Genomic DNA, 18,371 nt, shown 5'->3' on the forward strand with positions numbered 1-18,371 from the left:
GCCTGCCTGCGCTACGGGCACCCGGTCACATTCTCTTCTTTAAGGCCCTGGCTCAATCCAGGTGGATCGGAAGTCAAACCACCCCAGGTTATTCAGGTGGATCCCCCTGGCCCGGTCGGGGCTTTTGAGTCGCATCCAGTGGTGAAAAAGCGGCTGTAGCCAGCCTGAACGGGTGGTTTCCCTGACCAGTTGTTCCGCGCTGATGGTTTCGGCATGCCACTGGGTTTCCCATTGGGCCAGCAGCGCATCATCCCCACCGCTGATGGCGTGGCGCAGTAAAGGGGAGCCCAGTAGCCATGTACCGACGTTCCACTCTTCGGGAATGGGGAAATTGACCGTCCCCAGCCAGAGATCCACATTGGCTTTGCCATTCGCCCAGTCATCATAATTCAGCTCAACGCCCTCAAGTAAAATGCCCTGCTGGCGCATGATCTCTTGCATGATATCCAGGAGCATTGGAAATTCAGGGTGCTGATCGTGATAGGCCAGACGCAGTTTTGCGTAGGGCGACGACGAGATAAAAGGTGAACAGGCCGGGCCCGCCTCAATAGTATGAAACCAGGAGGACAGCAGGCTGCCGCCCGGTACCCAGAAGGGGCGAATTGCCTCCCTCAGATGCTGGAGTATGGCGTAAGGGCTGAGTGTTTCCCGCAGCCAGCGGCGATGTTCGGCGGTATGCCAGTGCGGGGAGCGGCTGTCGCATAATAAAAAATATCCTCCACGCTCAAGAAACATCTCGCGCAGGTTGTCAGAAGGTTTGCCTGATACCTGGCTAAGCCGTCCGGAAACGTAATCCTCATCACTCAGGCTGGAGCTGAGCCAGGCTGCCGTGTCGTTATCCGACAGCGATTCCGCCAGGTTGTCTGTCTCCGTTAAGTTCGGCCAGATAAAGACCTCCACTTCATCCAGCAGCCCGCGCAGACCAAAGTAGTGGTCAAAGGCCTTCATTTGCAGATGAAAGCCATTGTTTTCCACCACCTCATAAGGGCCAGTCCCTACAGGATGTGCCGGGAAATCAGCATGTTGTGTATGGTCAGGCGGTAGGATCATGGCATCAATATGGCTGAGCAGCAGCGGCAGTCGGTTATCCGGGTGCGCCAGCGTAATTTCAAGACTCAGCGGCCCGGCGGCCATTATGGCGGCAGGGATGGTACCGGCATTAGGGATGGGCGTCGCAACCTGGGCGGCCAGAGCGAAATTCACTGCCTCTGAGCATGAAGCGGGTAACGCATCCTTTATCCTGGGGCTGTGCTTTATCTCTGAAGGGGCGATTCCCTTCGCTGCGCGTGACCCGATGCGCGTCATCCCTTCCACGATGGTCGGTGGCGCAATCGCCGGGGGACTGTCCATGTATTTCGGTTGTACACTGATGGCGCCACACGGTGATCTCTTTGTCCTGGCGATCCCGCATGCGGTAGAACATGTGATGCAGTACCTGCTCTCGATTGCCCTGGGCACGATTGTCTGCGGCCTGATGTACGCGCTGTTGAAACCGTCTGCGGTTGCGCAAACAGTTTAATTCATCTCCCCCTGCAGGCTGGTCTGGTGTCTCCCCGGGCCAGCTTTTTTATTTCCATTGTCATCAAACCGTCATAATCAAGACATATAACTGTCATCAATTTGTCCTATTTTGCTCATCGTAGCAACTCAAACAACGATTTACCGAAACCGTGCAGGAGACATTATGAAAGTTATGCGTACCACTGTCGCAACTGTTGTCGCCGCGACCTTATCGATGAGCGCGTTCTCTGCCTTTGCAGCAGCAAGCCTGACAGGTGCCGGTGCAACGTTTCCTGCGCCGGTGTATGCCAAATGGGCGGATACCTACCAGAAAGAAACCGGTAACAAAGTCAATTACCAGGGGATAGGCTCTTCCGGCGGCGTGAAACAAATTACCGCGAATACCGTTGATTTTGGCGCTTCCGATGCGCCGCTGTCTGACGAAAAACTGAATCAGGAAGGCCTATTCCAGTTTCCGACGGTGATCGGCGGCGTGGTGCTGGCGGTGAATATTCCAGGCCTCAAATCCGGCGAACTGGTGCTGGATGGTAAAACGCTGGGTGACATCTACCTCGGTAAAATCAAGAAGTGGGATGATGAAGCCATCACCAAACTGAACCCAGGCGTGAAGCTGCCCTCACAGAATATCGCTGTGGTGCGTCGCGCTGACGGTTCCGGTACCTCCTTCGTGTTCACCAGTTACCTGGCGAAAGTCAACGACGAGTGGAAATCGAAAGTGGGCGCGGGTTCTACCGTGAACTGGCCAACCGGTCTGGGCGGTAAAGGTAACGACGGCATCGCGGCATTTGTACAGCGTCTGCCAGGCGCTATCGGCTACGTTGAATACGCTTACGCTAAGCAGAACAACCTGGCCTACACCAAACTGGTTTCCGCCGACGGCAAACCGGTAAGCCCGACGGAAGAGAGCTTCTCTAATGCGGCGAAAGGCGCAGACTGGAGCAAAACCTTCGCGCAGGATCTGACCAACCAGAAAGGTGACGATGTGTGGCCAATCACCTCCACCACGTTTATCCTGGTCCACAAAGCGCAGAAGAAACCTGAGCAGGGTGCTGAAGTGTTGAAGTTCTTCGACTGGGCCTACAAAAATGGCGCTAAGCAGGCGAATGATCTGGACTACGCCAGCCTGCCGGATAACGTTGTTGAGCAGGTTCGTACCGCCTGGAAGACCAGTATAAAAGACAGCAACGGTAAGGCGCTGTATTAATTAACGAATTGGCGGATGGCGCTACGCTTATCCGCCCTACGGTTTCGACCGCAGGCCCACGTTGTAGGCCGGATAAGCGTAGCGCCATCCGGCAGGGGCAACGTCGTAAAACGCGTTTAATGGAAAGAGTAATTTATGGCTGCAACCAAGCCTGCTTTTAACCCACCGGGTAAAAAAGGCGACATGATTTTCAGCGCGCTGGTAAAACTGGCTGCGCTGATTGTGCTATTGATGTTGGGCGGTATTATCGTCTCATTGATCATCTCCTCCTGGCCAAGTATTCAGAAATTTGGTTTCTCATTTCTTTGGACTAAGGAATGGGACGCGCCAAACGATATCTACGGCGCGCTGGTGCCCATTTACGGCACGCTGGTGACCTCCTTTATCGCACTGCTGATCGCTGTTCCGGTCAGTTTCGGCATTGCCCTGTTTTTAACCGAGCTGGCGCCAGGCTGGCTAAAGCGTCCGCTCGGCATCGCCATTGAGCTGCTGGCGGCGATCCCCAGTATCGTGTACGGCATGTGGGGGCTGTTTATCTTCGCGCCGCTGTTTGCGACGTACTTCCAGGAGCCGGTCGGCAATATTCTTTCCAACATTCCGTTTGTCGGCGCGCTGTTCTCCGGCCCGGCGTTTGGTATCGGCATTCTGGCGGCGGGCGTCATCCTCGCCATCATGATCATCCCCTACATTGCGGCGGTTATGCGCGACGTCTTCGAGCAAACGCCGGTAATGATGAAAGAGTCCGCTTACGGTATCGGCTGCACTACCTGGGAAGTTATCTGGCGCATCGTGCTACCGTTCACCAAAAATGGCGTGATCGGCGGCATTATGCTGGGACTGGGCCGTGCTCTGGGTGAAACGATGGCGGTCACTTTTATCATCGGCAACACCTACCAGCTCGACAGCGCGTCGCTGTATATGCCGGGCAACAGCATCACTTCCGCGCTGGCGAACGAATTCGCTGAGGCGGAATCGGGTCTGCACGTGGCAGCGTTGATGGAACTGGGACTGATCCTGTTTGTGATCACCTTTATCGTCCTGGCGGCGTCTAAGTTCATGATTATGCGTCTGGCGAAGAACGAGGGAGCACGTTAATGGCTACGCTTGATATGCAGAACACCGCGCAGCTCGCGGAATCCCGTCGCAAGATGCAGGCGCGTCGCCGCATGAAGAACCGTATCGCACTAACGCTCTCAATGGCGACGATGGCATTTGGCCTGTTCTGGCTGATCTGGATTTTGATGTCCACCATCACGCGTGGTATCGACGGGATGTCGCTGGCGCTGTTTACCGAAATGACGCCGCCGCCGAACACGGCGGGCGGCGGGCTGGCGAACGCCCTGGCAGGGAGTGGATTATTGATTCTCTGGGCTACCGTATTGGGTACGCCGCTGGGGATTATGGCCGGGATCTATCTGGCGGAATATGGCCGTAAATCCTGGCTGGCGGAAATCATTCGTTTTATTAACGACATTCTGCTTTCCGCGCCGTCAATTGTTGTGGGGCTGTTTGTTTACACCATCGTGGTGGCGCAGATGCAGCACTTCTCCGGCTGGGCAGGGGTGATTGCGCTGGCGCTGTTGCAGGTACCGATCGTTATCCGTACCACTGAAAACATGCTCAAATTGGTGCCGGATAGCCTGCGTGAAGCCGCTTATGCGCTGGGTACGCCGAAGTGGAAGATGATCTCCGCGATTACGCTGAAAGCCTCTATCTCCGGCATTATGACCGGTATCCTGCTGGCTATTGCGCGTATCGCCGGCGAAACGGCGCCATTGTTGTTTACCGCGCTCTCGAACCAGTTCTGGAGCACCGACATGATGCAGCCGATCGCCAACCTGCCGGTGACCATCTTTAAATTCGCGATGAGCCCGTTTGCCGAATGGCAACAATTAGCCTGGGCGGGCGTGCTGATTATTACCCTGTGCGTACTGCTGCTGAATATTCTGGCGCGTGTTGTTTTCGCGAAGAAAAAACACGGTTAAAGACATTGTAGGCCTGATAAGCGTAGCGCCATCAGGCATTATTTTACGGCGTGGCGGATGCGGCGCTGGATGAGGAAAAGAGTGAAATGAGTATGGTTGAAACTGCCCCGAGTAAGATTCAGGTTCGTGATTTGAACTTCTACTACGGCAAATTCCATGCCCTGAAGAACATTAATCTGGATATCGCGAAGAATCAGGTAACGGCATTTATCGGGCCATCCGGCTGCGGTAAATCAACGCTACTGCGTACCTTCAATAAAATGTATTCGCTTTATCCGGAGCAGCGCGCGGAAGGTGAAATTCTGCTGGATGGCGACAATATTCTCACCAACACCCAGGATATCGCGCTACTGCGCGCAAAAGTGGGGATGGTATTCCAGAAGCCGACGCCGTTCCCGATGTCCATCTATGACAATATCGCCTTTGGCGTGCGTCTGTTTGAGAAGCTGTCTCGCGCCGATATGGACGAGCGCGTGCAGTGGGCGTTGACCAAAGCCGCATTATGGAACGAAACCAAAGATAAATTGCACCAGAGCGGGTACTCTCTCTCCGGTGGTCAGCAGCAGCGCCTGTGCATTGCGCGCGGTATCGCCATTCGCCCGGAAGTGCTGCTGCTGGATGAGCCATGCTCAGCTCTGGATCCGATCTCTACCGGGCGTATTGAAGAGCTGATCACCGAGCTGAAACAGGATTACACCGTGGTGATCGTGACCCACAACATGCAGCAGGCGGCACGTTGCTCCGATCATACGGCGTTTATGTACCTGGGCGAGTTGATTGAGTTCAGCAACACGGACGATCTGTTCACCAAGCCCGCGAAGAAACAAACAGAAGACTATATCACCGGTCGTTACGGTTAATTCAGGAGTGCGTAATGGACAGTCTGAACCTTAATAAACATATTTCCGGCCAGTTCAACGCCGAACTGGAAAGCATCCGCACTCAGGTAATGACCATGGGCGGCATGGTGGAGCAGCAGCTTTCTGACGCTATTACCGCCATGCACAACCAGGACAGCGAGCTGGCGAAGCGCGTGGTAGAAGGCGACCATCAGGTTAATATGATGGAAGTCGCCATCGATGAAGCCTGCGTGCGTATTATCGCCAAGCGCCAGCCGACGGCGAGTGACCTGCGTCTGGTGATGGCGATTATCAAAACCATCGCCGAACTGGAGCGCATTGGCGACGTGGCGGATAAAATCTGCCGTACCGCGCTGGAGAAATTCTCCCAGCAGCACCAGCCGCTGTTGGTGAGTCTGGAGTCGCTGGGCCGCCACACCGTGCAGATGCTACACGACGTGCTGGATGCGTTCGCGCGCATGGATCTCGACGAAGCGGTGCGTATCTACCGTGAAGACAAGAAAGTTGACCAGGAGTACGAAGGTATCGTGCGTCAGCTGATGACCTACATGATGGAAGACTCGCGCACCATTCCCAGCGTGCTGACCGCGTTATTCTGCGCTCGTTCTATCGAGCGTATCGGTGACCGTTGCCAGAATATCTGCGAATACATCTTCTACTTCGTGAAGGGGCAGGATTTCCGTCACGTCGGCGGCGATGAGCTGGATAAGCTGCTGGCGGGGAAAGATCCGAAAGAGTAAATCTCATTCTTTTGCCCGGTGGCGCTGCGCTTACCGGGCCTACAGGTACAGATGCTGTAGGCCGGATGAGCGTTAGCGCCATCCGGCATTTCAGTTAACGCGTAATCTCCTACCCGCGCGCTTTCCACAATCCCGGCAACTGCGCCAAATCGGTAAATGTCGTCACGTTAGGGTGATCGATCGGCTTGTTATGCGGATCGGCGCAGAAATAAAATACTTCCATTCCCGCCGCAATTCCTGACTGCGCGCCTGCGCTGGAATCATCCACCAGAATACACTTCTCAACATTGACCTTCATGGCGTTCGCCGCATGGAGCATCAGCGCCGGATCGGGCTTCCAGCGTTGAATATCGTAACCGCTAAACAGCAAATCGGGAAAATGATGCAACATGCCCAGTTTACCCAGCGAATGCTGCATCTTACTGACCGGCCCGTTGGATACCACACACATCGGCGTCTTAATGCTCTCCAGCAGGGTATTTGCGCCCGCGATCGCTTCCAGTTCGGTATCGAACAGGCGCGCCACTTCCGCGCGATACACCGGCTCCAGCTCCGCCTTTGCCAGCGCAACGCCATGCTCTTTACTGATGGTATCGATAATTTCGTAGAGCTTTACGCCTTTAAAGCGTCTGAATACTTCCGTGAGCTCAAGCGTAATGTCGAACTGCCGGAACATAGTGACATAGGCGCGCGAGCAAATTACTTCACTGTCGACCAGCGTGCCGTCACAGTCAAAAAACACCGCTTCGATTTGGGACATGTCATTTCCATTTTAACAAGTTTAACGTTTACGTAATGCTGAATGAGGGGACGCAATCGTTGCCGTACTAACAAATTGAGTGAAAAAAATTACCACACAACTGCGCCAGGTGTCGCATTTTGGTATAGGATAACGGCGAATTTTCCCTCCTTTCTCCGGAAATTGATAATGAGTCAACAACACACCACCCAGGCTTCTGGTCAGGGTATGCTGGAACGCGTGTTTAAACTGCGCGAACATGGCACGACGGCACGAACCGAAGTGATCGCCGGTTTTACCACTTTCCTGACGATGGTTTATATCGTTTTTGTTAACCCGCAAATTCTGGGCGTAGCTGGCATGGACACCAGCGCCGTCTTTGTGACCACCTGTCTGATTGCGGCCTTTGGCAGTATTCTGATGGGCCTGTTCGCTAACCTGCCGGTGGCGCTGGCGCCCGCGATGGGGTTGAATGCGTTCTTTGCCTTCGTGGTTGTGCAGGCAATGGGACTGCCGTGGCAGGTAGGCATGGGCGCCATTTTCTGGGGCGCTGTTGGTCTTTTATTGCTGACTATCTTCCGCGTGCGTTACTGGATGATCGCCAACATTCCGGTCAGCCTGCGCGTGGGCATCACCAGCGGCATCGGCCTGTTTATCGGTATGATGGGGCTGAAAAACGCCGGCGTGATCGTCGCTAACCCGGAAACGCTGGTCAGCATCGGCAACCTGACTTCGCACAGCGTGCTGCTGGGGGTTCTCGGATTCTTTATTATTGCGATTCTCGCTTCGCGCAACATTCATGCGGCGGTGCTGGTGTCCATCATCGTCACGACGCTGCTTGGCTGGATGATGGGCGATGTGCACTACAACGGCATTGTCTCCGCGCCGCCAAGCGTCACCAGCGTGGTAGGGCATGTCGATTTGGCAGGCTCGTTCAATCTTGGCCTGGCGGGGGTTATTTTCTCCTTCATGTTGGTCAACCTGTTTGACTCCTCCGGTACGCTGATTGGCGTGACCGATAAAGCCGGCCTGGCGGATGAGAAAGGCAAATTCCCGCGCATGAAGCAGGCGCTGTTTGTTGATAGTATCTCTTCCGTCACTGGCGCATTTGTCGGAACCTCTTCTGTGACCGCTTATATTGAATCCTCTTCCGGCGTTTCGGTGGGCGGTCGCACCGGTTTGACGGCGGTGGTGGTCGGTATTTTGTTCCTGCTGGTTATCTTCCTGTCGCCGCTGGCGGGCATGGTGCCGCCTTACGCGGCGGCGGGCGCGCTAATTTACGTCGGCGTGCTGATGACCTCCAGCCTGGCGCGGGTAAACTGGCAGGATTTAACCGAATCGGTCCCGGCGTTTATTACGGCGGTAATGATGCCGTTTAGCTTCTCGATCACCGAAGGTATCGCGCTGGGCTTTATCTCTTACTGCGTGATGAAAATCGGTACCGGCCGCCTGCGCGACCTTAGCCCGTGCGTAGTGATTGTCGCGCTGTTATTTGTGCTGAAGATTGTGTTTATTGACGCACACTGATGAAATGAACCCTCGCCCCATCGGGGGGAGGGTTTTTAACGAACTTACGCTTTAACGCGCTGAATATACTCGCCAAATGCGGTCAACTGACCGGTCAAATGATCTAACGTTCCCTGATCCACCACTTCTCCAGTCTGCGGGTCGACTTTATTCTGAATCACGCCGCCCATAAATTCCGGTTTATTCATCACCATCGCATCAAGGAACACCAGAATCTGGCGCAGATGATACTGGCAGCGCGCGCCGCCAATCGCCCCCATTGAGCTGGTCTGGATAAGAACGGGCTTACCCGCCAGCGGCTGCTCAGGCAGACGGGATAGCCAGTCGATGGCATTCTTCAGGCCGCCGGGAACGGAATAGTTATATTCCGGCGTCACAATGACGACGCCGTCGGCGTTGCGAATCTGCTCCGCCAGCGCCTCTACGCTGGCTGGAAATCCCTCTTCCTGCTGGATATCGGCGTCATACAGCGGAATATCCCCGATCGAAGGCAGCGGTGATACCGTCATTCCTGCCGGCGCGACTTTAGGCAGCGTACGCGCCACCATCCCGTTAAAGGAACCTTTGCGTAAACTTCCCAGCAATGTAACCACATTCAGCGTTTCAGACATACGTGCCCCTTTTTTCATTATGAACGATTAAGCGTATACGATTTGGCGGCGGGGAGTTGGGCGAATCGCATCAGACGCCCGGTTGGCTCATTGGCGCGCGTCTGGATATCGGGCAGGCTTTTCCAGCCCAGTTTGCCATCAAACTCCCACACTTTTAATTTTTCTATCGCTGGCGTAACGGTTACGGACCATACCAGCACATCTTCCGCATCGCACACGGCTTCAAGCTGCGTGACATGCGCGCACTTCAGGCGTCCGGCAACGGGTAAAAGTTGCAGCTCCCGCGGATCGTCATTCATGACATCGCCGGTGAGTTTTAACACGCTCTGGCGCAATGTAATGAGTTGCGCTCGCGCTTCGTTGGGATCGTTTTGATTGGCTACCCATAAGTTTTCATTACGGGAGAAAGGGTGGCGTTCGAGCGAATGCGGATGGTGAAAGCCGCGGGAGGTGCGCTGTAATTCCATATCCAGCCCGCACTCTCCTTCGGTGGTCAACGCCACGCCAACCATATTTCCGGCGTAGGAGATAGAAAAACCTGGCAGATTTTTGTCACGAAACGCGGGTTTACCTTTCGCCTGAGTAATGATTTCCGGCAGCTCGCTAATTCCGTACAGCATAAACATCAGTTCGGCAAGAAGGCCTCTGGAGGCGAGAAAACGCGTTCGTCGGTGAGCAGGCAGGTTTCTGGCTTCAATATGGCAAGACGAAGAGAGACGAATTGAAACCAACTGTCCCTCCGTAAGTATCCCTCTGGCAAAGTGAGTCGCCATTTTTCGCTCCGTGATTAATGGGCCGTGATAATGACGAGAGTAACATTAACGTAAATTATGGACAGGTTTTACGCGCTAAAAATTCAATTTCAGAAGGTTCTTTAATCAGACGGTGACATTTCTGGTAAGAGTAAGGTGAATTTATCAACGCAGGTGGTCAGATAAGGCGACGGCAGAGCGTGTTGATAGCCTGTCGTAGCCACACAATCTTGGGATTATGACTATTACGTTTGTGCCATAATAGGGTAAACGGCACCATCAGCTTTTCCCGCTGTTGCGCATCAAAAGGCAGGGGGCGCGCCACTAACGGTAGCTGGTGGAGCTGATTGTAGTGCTGGCAATAGCGCGGCGCGGTTGCTATCAGGGTGTGACCCGGCTGGGCGGCCATAAAGAGCGACTGCTCGAACCCCGGCAGGCTTAACGCGATATGGCGTTTGCGTCCCATTTCTTGCAGGACATCATCCAGCGCCCAGGTATCGCTTTGCTCCCAGCAAATACTGATATGCGGGTAGCGCAGAAAAGTGTCCAGATCCCACGCTTCGCGCAGTGCCGGATGATCTTCCCGCAGCCAGACCCACGGTAAATCGCTAAACAGTACCTCAAAGTCAATCGCGAGCGGCAACAGACTGAGCAACTCTCGCGAGCGGGGATGGCTTTCGCGTCCGGTAAATCCGATATCGACTTCCCCGCGCGTAATCGCCTCCAGCGAGTCATAATCCCAGTTGCGAACCTTAATGGTAGCCTGCGGATAGCGCTGATAAATCTGCTGCGACAGTGAATTAAACATAATCATCATCAGCGGCGACTCTGCCGCCAACTCAAATTTTAAACCGCGCGGCGTTTGATGATGCGGCTTATCAAGCAGTTGATTCCCCATCTGCATCCAGTCCGCCAGACTTTGCTCCATACTGACCATCAGCGGCGTCGGCACCAGGCCCAGCGGCGTATTGACGAACAGCGGATCGTCAAACCATGCCCGGAGTTTCGCCAGCGATTTGCTGACCGCAGAGGGCGTTACGTTCATCCGTTTTGCAGCTTTAGTGACGCTGCGCTCCTGCATGAGTAACTGTAGGCATAACAGCAGATTAAGATCGAGACTGGTAAGGGATTTCTTCATGCTCGGCTACGGACCTGTTGGGCGCGACGGAGAAGATCAGCAGAATACTCACTATGCTACAACCAATCAGAATCCCGATCAGCATATTCATCGCGCTGATACCGAGTATTGCCGCCAGCCAAATCCACAGTGATGAACCGCAAACCTGAGCGATACCCAGCGTGGAACTGGCCACTCCGGCGCGCAGCGAAAACGGCCCCAGCGCCTGGCTCATCGCGACGCCAAAACCAACCGAGAATCCGGCGCAGATAAGCATCAGGCCAAAGAGTGTGACGGTATTGGTATGAGCAAGGCTTAACGTCACGCCAGCCGTCAAAAACAGCCCCTGTGAGACGAGCATTAAGGTTCGCGGCTTAAATAACCCAAGCGCAAAAGGGGTGGAAAAAGAGACGACCATACTGACGCCTGCGGTGAGCGCCATGGTAATGGCATAGTCGCCACGGCTAAATCCCATCACCTCCATCAGCAGCACTGGAGAGGCATTGACGAAGGTCAGGATCACCGACACGCTAAGGGTGGTGATCGCCAGTCGACTAACGAAAAAACGGTTAACCAGCGACTCGGCGGCGGGCGACGATCGTGATAAATCGCGTGGAGCCAGCCTTGCCGGGCGCGTCTCGCGCAGGATAAACAGTGATAACAGGCCCACAATAATGCCCATCGTGGACATCGTATAGAACAGACTTTGCCAGGGGAAACGAAGCATAATCAAATGCCCCATCACCGGGGCGAGTACCGGCACAATACAGGTAATCCCATTCAATAATGACAGCACTTTCGCCCGGCGATGCTCGTCGAGCGTGTCGCGCAGAATGGCGAACGCCACCACATAGCAGCCGCCTGCTCCTACCCCCTGAAGAAAACGCCCACTCAGAAATAGCGAGCCTTCCGACGCCCGTGAACAAAGCAGTGAGGCCATCATAAAGACGATCGCGCCGACGATCGCGACCGGCTTGCGGCCTGACTGGTCGGCTATCTTCCCGGCAAACAGCATGGCCGTCGCCATTCCGGCCAGGTAAACGGAGAAGGCGATATGCAACTGCGCCTCGCTGGCGTTCAGATCGGCGGCTATACGCGGTAAACCGACCAGATACATATCAATACCAGCAGGATAGAGTAAAACCAGGGCAAAACTACACAGTAGAAAACGTTTCATAGCGGCCTCACGAAAAGTGTGGCGCTAAGAATACGGGGCGACGTTGCGCGAGACGAGTTGCCATTTGGACAACAGTGATTTCCGCATGGGAAATCATTGCTGCCGGATGGCGGCGTAAACGCCTTATCCGGCTTACGGGTTTTGTAGGCCCGGTAAGCATCGCGCCACCGGGCAACACAACGTTATTTACCGATACAGAAGCTGGAGAAAATCCGTCCCAGCAGGTCGTCGGAGGTAAACTCGCCGGTAATCTCGCTTAAGCTTTGCTGCGCCAGGCGCAACTCTTCCGCCAGCAGTTCCCCCGCCCATGCGCCTAATAGCTGCGCTTTGCCCTGTTCAAGATGGTTAGCGGCTTCCGCCAGCGCCTGCAGGTGACGGCGGCGGGCCAGGAAGCCGCCTTCCATATTGGTCTCAAACCCCATGCTCTGCTTGAGGTTGTTACGCAACACGTCGACGCCTTCGCCGGTACGCGCCGAGAGGCGAACCAGTGAGTGACCGTTTACTTCACTAATACCCAGCGTTTCGCCGGTGATATCCGCCTTGTTACGTACCACGGTAATCGGTAGATTTTTGGGCAGACGGGCGATAAAGTCCGGCCAGATGTCGGCAGGGTCAACGGCGTCCGTCGTGGTGCCATCCACCATAAACAGCACTCGATCGGCCTGTTCAATCTCCTGCCAGGCGCGTTCGATGCCGATACGCTCAACTTCGTCGTTGGCGTCGCGCAGTCCGGCGGTATCGATGATATGCAGCGGCATCCCGTCGATGTGGATGTGCTCGCGCAACACGTCGCGCGTGGTACCGGCGATATCGGTGACAATGGCCGCTTCACGGCCTGCCAGCGCATTCAGCAGGCTGGATTTCCCGGCATTCGGGCGTCCGGCAATCACTACCTTCATCCCTTCGCGCAGCAGGCTGCCCTGGCGCGCTTCGGTGCGCACGGCGTCAAGATCGGCGATGACGCCATTGAGCTGCGCTTCGATTTTGCCGTCAGAGAGAAAGTCGATCTCCTCATCCGGAAAATCAATAGCCGCTTCGACGTAGATTCGCAGGTGAGTAAGTGCTTCCACAAGGTGGTTAACGCGGGCGGAAAATGCCCCCTGTAACGAGTTTAGCGCCGAACGCGCCGCCTGTTCGGAACTGGCATCGATCAGGTCGGCAATGGCTTCCGCCTGGGCTAAATCGAGCTTATCGTTGAGGAACGCTCGCTCGGAGAACTCGCCCGGTCGGGCAATTCGCACGCCTGGAAGCGTCAGGATACGTTTTAACAGCAGGTCCAGAATCACCGGACCGCCGTGCCCTTGTAGCTCCAGCACATCTTCACCGGTGAAGGAGTTCGGGCCGGGGAACCACAGCGCAATACCCTGATCCAGCGCGCTGCCGTCAACATCTTTAAACGGCAGGTAGTCGGCATAGCGCGGCTTCGGCAGCTTGCCCAGCACCTCTTGCGCAACGTCGCGCGCCTTCAGACCGGAAATACGCAGGATACCCACGCCACCGCGTCCCGGTGGGGTTGCCTGGGCGACGATAGTGTCGTTATGGCTCATGGTTAGTCTCAACTTTGTTGCAATAAAAAAAGGCGGTCATATGACCGCCTTTTGATTGTAGGCCTGATAAGCGTTAGCGCCATCAGGCTGACCGGCGCGCCTTGCCGGATGGCGGCTTCGCCTTATCCGGCCTACACCGAATCAGGATTTTTTCTTCTCGCGGCTATGCAGGCCACGCTTCTCCAGACCACGGTAAATCAGCTGCTGCTGAATGATGGTGACCAGGTTGCTGACGATATAGTACAGCACCAGACCTGACGGGAACCACAGGAAGAACACCGTAAAGATGACCGGCATAAAGGTCATGATCTTCTGCTGCATCGGGTCGGTCACGGTGGTCGGCGACATCTTCTGAATGAAGAACATCGTTACGCCCATCAGGATCGGCAGAATGTAGTACGGGTCCTGTGCAGACAGGTCATGAATCCACAGCGCGAACGGCGCATGACGCAGTTCAATGGAACCCATCAGCATGTAGTACAACGCCAGGAAGATAGGCATCTGGATGATCAGCGGGAAGCAGCCGCCCAGCGGGTTAACCTTCTCCGCTTTGTACAGGGCCATCATCTCCTGGCTTTGGCGCTGTTTATCATCGCCAAGACGTTCGCGCATCGCCTGAATTTTCGGCTGCAGCATACGCATCTTCGCCATTGACGTGTACTGCGCTTTGGTCAGCGGGTACATGATACCGCGAACGATAAAGGTAATGATGATAATGGAGAAGCCCCAGTTGCCCACAAAGCTGTGGATCCACTTCAGCAACTTGAACAGCGGCTGAGAGATGAACCACAACCAGCCGTAGTCCACGGTCAAATCCAGGTGCGGTGCAACAGCCGCCATTTTATCCTGAATTTCCGGGCCGACCCACAGGGTGCTGGTCATCGCGCCAGTCTGGCCTGGCTGTACCAGTACCGGCTGCGCTTTATAGCCGATAGCGACAATGCCGTTACCCAGATTGGCGGTGTAGAAATTGTTGGTGCCGTCGTTACGCGGAATCCATGCGGTAGCGAAATACTGCTGCAACATTGCCACCCAACCGCCTTTGGAGCTGACGTTGAGGTTTTCGTTATCGGCAATGGTGTCGAATTTGTATTTCTCATACTTCTCATCCGGCGTGGAGTACGCTGCGCCGCGGAACGTATGCAACGCAAAGTTGCTGCTGCCGGTGTCGCGATGAGGAGGCAGGTTGACGGATTGTTTTAACTGACCAAAGGTGGAGACTTCCAGCGGTTTTTCGCCGGTGTTCTGCACGCTATAGTTCACGTTAACCGCATAATCGCCACGCTTAAAGACAAACGTTTTGGTAAACGTGTTGCCTGCGGCGTCAGTATAAGTCATCGGAACCTGCAGTTCGTTCTGACCGTCGGCCAGTACAAACGCATCTTTCTCGACGTTGTACAGCGGACGTGGGCCGTTCGCCGGGTTATCCGGACCGTCGCGGCCTGTCAGGCCGCTTTGCGCCTGATAGATAAACTGCGGGGTGGTTTCCAGCAGCTGGAACGGTTCGTTGGAACCCAGTTCTTTCGGGTAAGCCGGGAGCAAGGCCTGCTCGACATCACCACCACGGGTGTTGATAGTCAAATCAAGCACATCGGTTTTCACCGTAATCATTTTCCCCTGGCCACTGGCTGGTACGCCCTGGTCGGCGGCGCTACCCGCTGCGGTGGTCGTTGTCTGCGTGGTCTGTTGAGTCTGAGGTTGCGGATTTTTATCCTGCTCCCAGGCTTGCCAGATCATGAAAGACACGAACAGCAAAGCGATGACTAAAAGATTGCGTTGCGAATCCATCGTTAGTGTTCTCTGGTATCAAATGGTCCGGGCGGGACGGGATCGTCACCACCAGGGTGTAAAGGGTGGCATTTTAATACGCGTTTCACCGTCAACCAACTGCCTTTTATCACTCCAAACCTGCGCAATGCCTCAATTCCGTAGCTTGAGCACGTTGGCGTGAAACGACAATGCGGCCCAAGCAGCGGACTGATCAGGCGTTGATAGACCCGAATAAGGGCTATCAGGACCCGCGAGCCAGGCGACAGTGGCGGCGCCATAATTTTTCCAACGCTTCCGAGAGAGCACGGTTATCGAGGTCGGCAACCCCTTTTTTCGCCACCACCACGAAATCCATTGCAGGAAGTTCATGCTGGCGCAGACGGAAGCTTTCACGCGTCAGACGTTTAATCCGGTTGCGTTCATGCGCACGTCGAACATTTTTCTTGGCGACGGTAAGACCGATACGGGGATGCCCCAGCGAATTCAGGCGGCCGAGGATGGTGATTTGCGGCGTGCCAGCCCGTTGAGGTTGCTGGAAGACGAATGTGAAATGAGCGGGAGTTAACAAACGTAACTCCCTGGGAAATGCGAGCTTAACCACTCAGGGGTTAGCTTTATTACTTGGAAACGGTCAGACGAGCGCGGCCTTTAGCACGACGACGTGCCAGAACCTGACGACCATTTTTAGTAGCCATACGAGCACGGAAGCCGTGAGAACGGTTGCGCTTCAGTACAGACGGTTGAAAAGTGCGTTTCATGGCGATTTCTACCTAAACTTGAATAAATTCACTGACTTTTGCGTATACCCGAACAAACTTTGAACGACTTACGCCACAGTGTGGGTGATTAAAGAGGCCGGATTGTAATAATTGTACACTCCGGAGTCAATTCTCTTTCCTTATTTTCCCGCGATTTTCCACACCTTTTTGTGCGGAAAATAAGCAGCGTTGACGCCATATGACGGGCATTGCGCGACGGGTGGAGAATTATACGGACTGCCTGGTAAAGCGCAAGGATCGCCCTGGATCTTTATGCGATCTTTTAGGCGTCTGCTCACCTTTACCTATTAATTTTTTCAATATGCGCGCGAAAGCGTACAGGAGTTCCCCAGGATCGATTACACTTATCCTTTCCTGGAAAGTCCTGTGGATAAATCGGGAAGAATCTGTGAGAAACAGAAGATCTCTTGCTCAGTTTAGGCTATGATCCGCGGTCCTGATCGTTTCAAACGATCCTGGTCAGGCATGAACACGAAATCTTTCAGACTGCGTGAAGTCGCGATCGTTTGAAAGATCCGTGAAAACCGCAGACAGCGGTTCGTGCGTCACCCTTCATGCAGGGTCTTATCGACGTGCGCCAACAATCATTAATGTATCAGCCTTTGTCATTTATCGACTTTTGTTCGAGTGGAGTCCGCCGTGTCACTTTCGCTTTGGCAGCAGTGTCTTGCCCGATTGCAGGATGAGTTACCAGCCACAGAATTCAGTATGTGGATACGCCCGTTGCAGGCGGAACTGAGCGATAACACGCTGGCTTTGTATGCGCCAAACCGTTTTGTGCTCGATTGGGTAAGAGATAAGTACCTCAACAATATCAATGGATTACTCAACACATTCTGCGGCGCGGATGCCCCACAACTGCGTTTTGAAGTGGGAACAAAGCCCGTTACGCAAACGCTAAAAACGCCTGTGCATAACGTTGTCGCGCCTGCGCAGACAACAACGGCGCAGCCGCAGCGCGTAGCGCCTGCGGCCCGTTCGGGCTGGGATAACGTACCAGCGCCGGCGGAGCCGACCTACCGCTCCAACGTCAATGTAAAACATACATTTGATAACTTCGTCGAAGGTAAATCCAACCAACTGGCGCGCGCGGCGGCACGTCAGGTGGCGGATAATCCTGGCGGCGCTTATAACCCGTTATTCCTCTATGGCGGCACCGGTCTGGGTAAAACTCACCTGCTGCACGCGGTGGGTAACGGCATTATGGCGCGTAAACCCAACGCGAAAGTCGTGTATATGCACTCCGAGCGCTTTGTGCAGGACATGGTAAAAGCCCTGCAAAATAACGCCATCGAAGAGTTTAAACGCTACTACCGCTCCGTTGACGCATTGCTGATCGACGATATTCAATTCTTCGCCAATAAAGAACGATCCCAGGAAGAGTTTTTCCACACCTTTAACGCTCTGCTGGAAGGCAATCAGCAGATCATTTTGACGTCGGATCGCTATCCGAAAGAGATCAACGGCGTTGAGGATCGTCTCAAGTCCCGCTTTGGTTGGGGGCTGACAGTGGCGATCGAACCGCCAGAACTGGAAACCCGCGTGGCGATCCTGATGAAAAAAGCGGACGAAAATGATATTCGTCTGCCAGGCGAAGTAGCGTTCTTTATCGCCAAGCGTCTACGCTCTAACGTACGTGAACTGGAAGGCGCGCTGAACCGGGTGATCGCCAATGCCAACTTTACCGGCCGGGCGATTACTATCGACTTTGTGCGCGAAGCGCTGCGCGATTTACTGGCGTTGCAGGAAAAACTGGTCACCATCGACAATATTCAGAAGACGGTGGCCGAGTATTACAAAATCAAAATTGCGGATCTGCTTTCTAAGCGTCGATCTCGCTCGGTAGCACGTCCGCGCCAGATGGCTATGGCGCTGGCAAAAGAGCTCACCAACCACAGTCTGCCGGAAATCGGCGATGCGTTTGGCGGGCGCGACCACACTACCGTACTTCATGCCTGTCGTAAAATTGAGCAACTGCGTGAAGAAAGCCACGATATCAAAGAAGATTTTTCGAATTTAATCAGAACATTGTCGTCGTGATC

17 protein-coding genes and 2 pseudogenes are annotated in these 18,371 nt (G+C 54.5%); 8 read left to right on the forward strand and 11 right to left on the reverse strand.

The genetic code is table 11. From position 1 onward, the window contains the following. Window positions 1-39 precede the first annotated feature (39 nt). Window positions 40-1,233 (reverse strand): annotated as a pseudogene (locus tag J4685_RS21435) (ABC transporter substrate-binding protein); the annotation flags it as partial. Here J4685_RS21435 and J4685_RS21440 point away from each other — a divergent pair. The 6 genes and pseudogenes from J4685_RS21440 to phoU form a co-directional block, all read left to right on the forward strand. Further along, window positions 1,127-1,519: pseudogene (locus J4685_RS21440) on the forward strand (PTS fructose transporter subunit IIC); the annotation flags it as partial. The pseudogenes J4685_RS21435 and J4685_RS21440 overlap by 107 nt on opposite strands. A gap of 165 nt (window positions 1,520-1,684) precedes the next feature. Then, window positions 1,685-2,725 (forward strand): phosphate ABC transporter substrate-binding protein PstS, encoded by a 1,041-nt coding sequence (pstS, locus tag J4685_RS21445; RefSeq protein ID WP_000867131.1) that lies wholly within the window; start codon window positions 1,685-1,687, stop codon window positions 2,723-2,725. Between the two features lie 135 nt (window positions 2,726-2,860). Beyond that, window positions 2,861-3,820, forward strand: coding sequence for a phosphate ABC transporter permease PstC (gene pstC, locus J4685_RS21450; RefSeq protein ID WP_000741630.1), 960 nt, complete (start codon window positions 2,861-2,863; stop codon window positions 3,818-3,820). Then, window positions 3,820-4,710, forward strand: a complete 891-nt coding sequence (pstA, locus tag J4685_RS21455) for a phosphate ABC transporter permease PstA (protein ID WP_000212197.1) — start codon at window positions 3,820-3,822, stop codon at window positions 4,708-4,710. Before pstC ends, pstA begins: the two co-directional genes overlap by 1 nt. 86 nt (window positions 4,711-4,796) lie before the next feature. After that, window positions 4,797-5,570: a phosphate ABC transporter ATP-binding protein PstB gene (gene pstB / locus J4685_RS21460; RefSeq protein WP_000063118.1), complete on the forward strand. Its 774-nt coding sequence runs from the start codon at window positions 4,797-4,799 to the stop codon at window positions 5,568-5,570. Between the two features lie 14 nt (window positions 5,571-5,584). Continuing rightward, window positions 5,585-6,310 (forward strand): phosphate signaling complex protein PhoU, encoded by a 726-nt coding sequence (gene phoU / locus J4685_RS21465; RefSeq protein WP_000377800.1) that lies wholly within the window; start codon window positions 5,585-5,587, stop codon window positions 6,308-6,310. Window positions 6,311-6,419: 109 nt separating this feature from the next. On the opposite strand, the gene yieH is transcribed toward phoU, so the two are convergent. Next, window positions 6,420-7,070: a 6-phosphogluconate phosphatase gene (gene yieH / locus J4685_RS21470; RefSeq protein WP_000078077.1), complete on the reverse strand. Its 651-nt coding sequence runs from the start codon at window positions 7,068-7,070 to the stop codon at window positions 6,420-6,422. Between the two features lie 168 nt (window positions 7,071-7,238). Here yieH and adeP point away from each other — a divergent pair, with 168 nt between their 5' ends. Beyond that, window positions 7,239-8,576 (forward strand): adenine permease AdeP, encoded by a 1,338-nt coding sequence (gene adeP / locus J4685_RS21475; RefSeq protein WP_001519317.1) that lies wholly within the window; start codon window positions 7,239-7,241, stop codon window positions 8,574-8,576. 44 nt (window positions 8,577-8,620) lie between these two features. Here the strand turns inward: adeP and J4685_RS21480 are convergent, their stop codons facing one another. From J4685_RS21480 to rpmH, 9 genes are all read right to left on the reverse strand, one after another. After that, on the reverse strand, window positions 8,621-9,205 hold the full coding sequence (locus J4685_RS21480; RefSeq protein WP_001575173.1) for an NADPH-dependent FMN reductase: 585 nt from the start codon (window positions 9,203-9,205) through the stop codon (window positions 8,621-8,623). Further along, window positions 9,205-9,960: a 4'-phosphopantetheinyl transferase family protein gene (locus J4685_RS21485; RefSeq protein ID WP_000190682.1), complete on the reverse strand. Its 756-nt coding sequence runs from the start codon at window positions 9,958-9,960 to the stop codon at window positions 9,205-9,207. Before J4685_RS21485 ends, J4685_RS21480 begins: the two co-directional genes overlap by 1 nt. A 157-nt stretch (window positions 9,961-10,117) precedes the next feature. Next, entirely contained in the window at window positions 10,118-11,077 is a 960-nt protein-coding gene (gene yidZ / locus J4685_RS21490) for an HTH-type transcriptional regulator YidZ (protein WP_000749375.1), read from the reverse strand. Continuing rightward, window positions 11,046-12,233 carry an MFS transporter gene (locus J4685_RS21495; RefSeq protein WP_000819607.1) on the reverse strand — a complete coding sequence of 396 codons (1,188 nt, stop codon included), beginning with the start codon at window positions 12,231-12,233 and terminating at the stop codon, window positions 11,046-11,048. Before J4685_RS21495 ends, yidZ begins: the two co-directional genes overlap by 32 nt. Before the next feature lie 182 nt (window positions 12,234-12,415). Continuing rightward, window positions 12,416-13,780, reverse strand: coding sequence for a tRNA uridine-5-carboxymethylaminomethyl(34) synthesis GTPase MnmE (gene mnmE, locus J4685_RS21500; RefSeq protein ID WP_000019076.1), 1,365 nt, complete (start codon window positions 13,778-13,780; stop codon window positions 12,416-12,418). A gap of 141 nt (window positions 13,781-13,921) precedes the next feature. Beyond that, entirely contained in the window at window positions 13,922-15,568 is a 1,647-nt protein-coding gene (yidC, locus tag J4685_RS21505) for a membrane protein insertase YidC (protein WP_000378278.1), read from the reverse strand. Between the two features lie 2 nt (window positions 15,569-15,570). Further along, window positions 15,571-15,828 carry a membrane protein insertion efficiency factor YidD gene (gene yidD / locus J4685_RS21510; protein ID WP_001307474.1) on the reverse strand — a complete coding sequence of 86 codons (258 nt, stop codon included), beginning with the start codon at window positions 15,826-15,828 and terminating at the stop codon, window positions 15,571-15,573. Further along, on the reverse strand, window positions 15,792-16,151 hold the full coding sequence (rnpA, locus tag J4685_RS21515; RefSeq protein ID WP_000239725.1) for a ribonuclease P protein component: 360 nt from the start codon (window positions 16,149-16,151) through the stop codon (window positions 15,792-15,794). Before rnpA ends, yidD begins: the two co-directional genes overlap by 37 nt. 16 nt (window positions 16,152-16,167) lie before the next feature. Continuing rightward, a complete protein-coding gene (gene rpmH / locus J4685_RS21520; protein ID WP_000831330.1) occupies window positions 16,168-16,308 on the reverse strand; it encodes a 50S ribosomal protein L34 in 141 nt (46 codons plus the stop codon). Window positions 16,309-16,968: 660 nt separating this feature from the next. Between rpmH and dnaA the strand changes: the two genes are divergently transcribed. Beyond that, entirely contained in the window at window positions 16,969-18,369 is a 1,401-nt protein-coding gene (gene dnaA, locus J4685_RS21525; protein WP_000059093.1) for a chromosomal replication initiator protein DnaA, read from the forward strand. Window positions 18,370-18,371: the final 2 nt, after the last annotated feature.

It is taken from the genome of Salmonella sp. 32100201201700099SM (assembly GCF_017572645.1).
GTDB lineage: Bacteria > Pseudomonadota > Gammaproteobacteria > Enterobacterales > Enterobacteriaceae > Salmonella > Salmonella enterica.

Coding starts and splice junctions, on each gene's coding strand:
- pstS (WP_000867131.1), top strand. CDS start 1,685: ATGAAAGTTATGCGTACCACTGTCGCAACTGTTGTCGCCGCGACCTTA.
- pstC (WP_000741630.1), top strand. CDS start 2,861: ATGGCTGCAACCAAGCCTGCTTTTAACCCACCGGGTAAAAAAGGCGAC.
- pstA (WP_000212197.1), top strand. CDS start 3,820: ATGGCTACGCTTGATATGCAGAACACCGCGCAGCTCGCGGAATCCCGT.
- pstB (WP_000063118.1), top strand. CDS start 4,797: ATGAGTATGGTTGAAACTGCCCCGAGTAAGATTCAGGTTCGTGATTTG.
- phoU (WP_000377800.1), top strand. CDS start 5,585: ATGGACAGTCTGAACCTTAATAAACATATTTCCGGCCAGTTCAACGCC.
- yieH (WP_000078077.1), bottom strand. CDS start 7,070: ATGTCCCAAATCGAAGCGGTGTTTTTTGACTGTGACGGCACGCTGGTC.
- adeP (WP_001519317.1), top strand. CDS start 7,239: ATGAGTCAACAACACACCACCCAGGCTTCTGGTCAGGGTATGCTGGAA.
- J4685_RS21480 (WP_001575173.1), bottom strand. CDS start 9,205: ATGAAAAAAGGGGCACGTATGTCTGAAACGCTGAATGTGGTTACATTG.
- J4685_RS21485 (WP_000190682.1), bottom strand. CDS start 9,960: ATGGCGACTCACTTTGCCAGAGGGATACTTACGGAGGGACAGTTGGTT.
- yidZ (WP_000749375.1), bottom strand. CDS start 11,077: ATGAAGAAATCCCTTACCAGTCTCGATCTTAATCTGCTGTTATGCCTA.
- J4685_RS21495 (WP_000819607.1), bottom strand. CDS start 12,233: ATGAAACGTTTTCTACTGTGTAGTTTTGCCCTGGTTTTACTCTATCCT.
- mnmE (WP_000019076.1), bottom strand. CDS start 13,780: ATGAGCCATAACGACACTATCGTCGCCCAGGCAACCCCACCGGGACGC.
- yidC (WP_000378278.1), bottom strand. CDS start 15,568: ATGGATTCGCAACGCAATCTTTTAGTCATCGCTTTGCTGTTCGTGTCT.
- yidD (WP_001307474.1), bottom strand. CDS start 15,828: ATGGCGCCGCCACTGTCGCCTGGCTCGCGGGTCCTGATAGCCCTTATT.
- rpmH (WP_000831330.1), bottom strand. CDS start 16,308: ATGAAACGCACTTTTCAACCGTCTGTACTGAAGCGCAACCGTTCTCAC.